The 3,579-nt window shown below is 24.9% G+C and carries 5 protein-coding genes; all 5 read left to right on the plus strand.

Features of this window, described 5'->3' with window-relative positions; translation table 11 throughout:
* Positions 1–403, plus strand: a 403-nt coding sequence (locus tag ABFX13_RS14420; RefSeq protein WP_346047198.1) for a chemotaxis protein CheW, incomplete at its 5' end; no start/stop codon positions are given.
* 76 nt (positions 404–479) lie between these two features.
* Positions 480–1,094, plus strand: coding sequence for a chemotaxis protein CheC (locus tag ABFX13_RS14425; protein WP_346047200.1), 615 nt, complete (start codon positions 480–482; stop codon positions 1,092–1,094).
* A 65-nt stretch (positions 1,095–1,159) separates the two neighbouring features.
* Positions 1,160–1,639 (plus strand): chemotaxis protein CheW, encoded by a 480-nt coding sequence (locus ABFX13_RS14430; RefSeq protein ID WP_346047202.1) that lies wholly within the window; start codon positions 1,160–1,162, stop codon positions 1,637–1,639.
* A 240-nt stretch (positions 1,640–1,879) separates the two neighbouring features.
* Positions 1,880–2,233: a response regulator gene (locus ABFX13_RS14435; RefSeq protein WP_147548226.1), complete on the plus strand. Its 354-nt coding sequence runs from the start codon at positions 1,880–1,882 to the stop codon at positions 2,231–2,233.
* 524 nt (positions 2,234–2,757) lie between these two features.
* Positions 2,758–3,579, plus strand: an 822-nt coding sequence (locus tag ABFX13_RS14440) for a HAMP domain-containing protein (RefSeq protein ID WP_346047204.1), incomplete at its 3' end; no start/stop codon positions are given.

The following is a 3,579-nucleotide window of genomic DNA, read 5'->3' on the forward strand; positions in this document are numbered from 1 at the left end:
AGATGGTATGAAGGTAAAAATAGGAGATGAAATATATATTATTCCAGCCTTAAATATAAAGGAAGTATTTAGACATGGGGCTTATGAAATAGTTCAAAATCCAAATGGAGAGGAACACAGCATTATTAGGGGGAACTGTTATAAGATTCGCAGATTATCAAATATATTAGGAATGGATAAATCAAGCTCTGATGAGGGAGCTATGATATTAGTTGAATCTGAAATGGGAAGTGTATGTATTATTGTAGATAGCATCATTGGACAACAACAAGTTGTAATTAAACCAGTACCTACATTATTAACACAGTTTGAAAAGGTGCATTCTTACATATCAGGATGTTCTATTTTAGAAGATGGTTCAATCAGTTTAATATTTGATGTAAATGCAATTATAACTAAATAAATGATTTTAAATTTAAATTAATTAAAGACAAGATAATAAATATTAAATCTAAATATTAGATAGAAAGTAGGTATATATGAAATTTGAGTGTGATAAATTGAATGTATTTCGTGAAATTAGTAATATAGGAGCAGGAAATGCATCATCTTCATTAGCTATAATGTTAAATGAAATAGTAGATATAGGAATTCCTAAAAGTGATATGATTAAATTTTCAGATATAACTAATAGTTATAAATCTCCAGAAGAGTTAGTTGTTGGAACAGTTTTACAACTTTCAGAAGATATGGAAGGGTTTATTATGGTTATTATGAAAGTTAATTCAGCACTTAACTTATTATCAAAGATTACAGGAAAAGAAGTTGAATGTGATATAAATGATTATGATTCAGTTTGTAAAGAATTAAGTTCAATAGGAGAAATTTGTAATATACTTTGTGGAACATATTTAACAGCAATATCTGATATGACAAATTTAACTATAAATCCATCAATTCCATACTTTAGTGTAGATATGGTAATGGCAATTATGAATTTACCTATGTCATTATATGGACCAGTATCTGATTCAATTTTATGTATTGAAACAGACTTTTTCACTTTAGATAAAGAAATTGAAGGAAAATATTACTTTATTCCTAAGGTTGAATCATGTAATAAGTTATTATCCTCATTAGGGTTTGATGATTAAATTTTATTATAAAATAAGTAATAAAGGTATTGATGAAAGTTATTTAAAAGGATGGTGTATTATTTGTGAGCGCAAATGATGAAATAATAAAGGCCAAAATAGATGATTTGTATATGGTATTTATTATAAATAATCAAAAGTATGCATTATCATCTAAGTATATTATAGAAATTATTGAAATGCTACCTATTACAAAAGTTCCATTTATTCCTAATTATATGAAAGGAATTATAAATTTAAGAAGTACTATTATCCCTGTTATGGATGCTAGAATGAGATTTGATATGGAGCCAATTGAATATAATGAAAGAACTTGCATTATTATAATTGAAAATAATGATGAAAAAATCGGTTTAATAGTTGATGCTGTAAATGAAGTTATTAATATTTCACCTGAACAAAGCATGAATATGAATTCAAATAAAGAAGAATGTAATCAAAACTTTATAAAATGTGTTAGTGAAATAAATAATGAAGTTCAATTAATGCTAGATTGTGATTCATTAATGGAAATAGTAGAAGATATGAATAATGAAATTAATTAATAAATACTTTAATGATTAAACAGTTTTATGTATAATAATGAAATAGACATTTAAAAGAAAAATATTGGCAAAAAGTAATTGTTATTGATTATAATAGATTAATAATCTAAAAAGTAAATTATTTAAAATTAAGATAATATTTAATAATTAAAATGTCTGGAAGTTTATCTAATTTAAAAATAGATGCTAAAAATATAAAACTATTATTATATAGGAAGTAATGAAAATGGAGGAAGTGTTATGAAAAGAGTATTAATAGTTGATGATGCAGCATTTATGCGTATGTCTATTCGTAAGATGCTTGAAGAAAATGGATTTGAAGTAGTTGGAGAAGCAGAAAATGGTGTTATGGCCATTGAGAAATATCAAGAATTACAACCAGAAGTTGTAACAATGGATATCACTATGCCAGAAATGGATGGATTAGAGGCATTAAGAGAAATAAAAAAAATAGATCCAGCTGCATCAATTGTAATGGTATCAGCATTAGGTCAAGAGGCTAGAATGAAAGAAGCTATTATTTATGGAGCAAAAGGGTTTATAGTTAAGCCTTTTAAAGAAGAAATTATTATATCTGCCTTATCTAAACTTTAATTAGCTTTGAGTATAAATAATTAAATATAAAATAGAATTTAAACATAAAAAATGAAGGTGTATTAAGCATCTTCATTTTTTATGCTTAAATACATTAAAAAATATTAATTAAATACAAAATCTAAAGTATATATGTATTTATCCGTATAAAAAATGAAGTAAATAAAATGATTGATAAAATTAAAATCATAAAAATAACATAGTTAGTTAAACACAACTTATAGACAATTAATAAATGTTTTTAATTAGAAATATCATATAAATATGTAAATTTTAAAAATATTAATTTAATTAATTTTAAATAATGTCTAAAGTTATATCAAAATTTGTCGAATATAATACGTTATATGTAATTTTAATATATAAACTATAAATACTAAAAAATATGCCTTTATTAAAACTGCTAAATTAAATTTTATTTATATTAAAATATCAAACTAAAAGATAGTGTGATTACTTAAATAGTAAAAATTTTATTGGACGATGCAGGCAAATATAATGAAAGATTGTAAGGAGGAATGAATATGAATAATTTGAAAATAGGTAGAAAGCTAACTTTAGCTTTTGGAATTTTACTGATAATTTCAATGTGTACAAGTTTTTATACAGTATCAAAATTAAAAGAAGCAGGAGACTTAAGTCATGAATTATATCGTAGACCATATTCTCAAACAAATGAAACTATGGAAATTCGTAGAGATTTAGTTTCAGCTGAAAGAAATGTTGGGAATGCAATGTTATACACAAATCCTGCAAAATATAAAGGTATTGTTACAAAAGATATTGAAGGTGCATATGAAAATCTTAAAAAAGTTAGAAGTACTTTCCAAGGAGATATGTCATTAGTTGATAATCTTGAAAAGTCTATAAGTAATTTTGAACAAGAAGCTCTAAATGTTTATACAGTAATAGAACAAGGAAACTATAAAGGTGCAATAGAAATGGCAAGTGAAAATACTGCATACAGCAAGGCATATGATAAATGTATAGAGGATGCTATAAAACTTAATGAGATAGCAGATGCTAGAGGTGCTGAGTTTAATAAAGGAGTAGAAGATACAATTTCAAGTGCAACTTTTGCTGCTGTAACAATTAGTATATTTAATATTTTAGCAGGTGTAGTTATATGTTTATATGTTACAAAGAAATTAAAACAACCAATTGAAGAAATAGAAGAAGCAGCAAATAAAATGGCTGAAGGTGATTTTAACATTAATATTGAATATGAATCGAAAGATGAATTAGGTTCTTTATCAGATAGTATGAGACAAATGAGTAGCAAAACTAAAGAAATTATAAATGATGCAGTTCATGTATTAGATGAAGTTGCATCAGGTAACTTTGAT

The organism is Paraclostridium tenue (assembly GCF_039521565.1).
Classification (GTDB): domain Bacteria; phylum Bacillota; class Clostridia; order Peptostreptococcales; family Peptostreptococcaceae; genus Paraclostridium; species Paraclostridium tenue.

Excerpts from the sequence above, each read along its gene's own strand:
- ABFX13_RS14425 (WP_346047200.1), top strand. The coding sequence starts at position 480 with ATGAAATTTGAGTGTGATAAATTGAATGTATTTCGTGAAATTAGTAAT.
- ABFX13_RS14435 (WP_147548226.1), top strand. The coding sequence starts at position 1,880 with ATGAAAAGAGTATTAATAGTTGATGATGCAGCATTTATGCGTATGTCT.